The organism is Chryseobacterium sp. SIMBA_028, from assembly GCF_046535285.1.
In the GTDB taxonomy this organism is placed as follows: domain Bacteria; phylum Bacteroidota; class Bacteroidia; order Flavobacteriales; family Weeksellaceae; genus Chryseobacterium.
Window position 1 is genome coordinate 1 of the sequence record NZ_JAWRWZ010000038.1, and the last position, 1,164, is coordinate 1,164.

The following is a 1,164-nucleotide window of genomic DNA, read 5'->3' on the forward strand; positions in this document are numbered from 1 at the left end:
GAATACGCTTAGTAAGAAAATATTTTCTTGTGAGTTAAATTTTAATGATGAAGAAGGCAATCGTTATCCTGAATGGCACAGTATAGCACTTGGTAATATTGGAGAAATAATTACAGGAAAAACACCAAGTACAAATGACTTAAACTTGTGGAATGGGGATATACAATTTGTTACACCAACTGATATTACAGAAAGTAAGTACCAGTATTCTACTGAGCGGACAATTAAAAGGACTAATAAGTTAAGAATATTACCACCTAAGAGTATAATGTACACTTGTATAGCTTCTATTGGCAAAATGAGTTTATCAATGAAATCTTGTGTAACAAATCAACAAATTAATTCCATTATTCCCAAACCTGAGTTTAATAATGAATTCGTGTTTTATGCTTTATCAAACATTTCAGAATTTATAAAATCTACACAGAGTTCATCTACAATGCCCATTATTAACAAAACCGAATTTTCAAAATTTAAAATATCAACTCCTTCTCTACAAGAACAAACCAAAATCTCCCATTTTCTTTCGTCTATTGACATAAAGATTGATATTGAAAACAATTTTATAAATAAGCTAGAAAAGCAAAAACAATATTTACTTGTTAATCTATTTATATAAATAAATTAGCAAGCAAATATTGTTTTTGTTCAAGTAATAATTTATAAATCTCAAATTCATTTTTTATTTTTTTATCAATGCCTGACAATGTATTAACAATTTGACTCTGTTTATTAAAATCGGGCAATGGAATTTTCATTCGCTCTATTTCAGAAATATAATGCCTTTTGTGATCATTAGATGACAACCCTAAAAATGATAAATATTCAAACATAAATTTCAAATTAACATCAGTTTTATCAGTTAAAATTTTAATGGCAGAAGATTTTACTTTAAATCGAAAATCAACAAATTTTATATCCATTGTAAAATCATCAAATATGATACATTCACCTTTGTCATAAATACCAAAATTTTCTTTAGTATATCCTAATATGAAAGCTTTATTTGCTGTAAGAACAGGAATTAAAGAATCATCAGAAGAATAATCTGTGTCAGTCACCAAATATTTATTAGGTTGTTCATAGTTCAGAATATCCCTAATTTCTATAAATTCAGTTATTTCGGTAGTTATTTGTTCAAATAATTGATATCGAAGCGTATTC

The 1,164-nt window shown here is 26.6% G+C and carries 2 protein-coding genes; one reads left to right on the forward strand and one right to left on the reverse strand.

The genetic code is table 11. The features are described 5' to 3' along the window. The coding region (locus SCA31_RS22390) for a restriction endonuclease subunit S (protein WP_410699264.1) at positions 1–619 on the forward strand (619 nt) is incomplete at its 5' end. Here SCA31_RS22390 and SCA31_RS22395 read toward each other — a convergent pair. Next, positions 612–1,164 (reverse strand): restriction endonuclease subunit S (locus SCA31_RS22395; protein WP_410699265.1); only part of this gene is annotated, 553 nt, incomplete at its 5' end. The genes SCA31_RS22390 and SCA31_RS22395 overlap by 8 nt on opposite strands.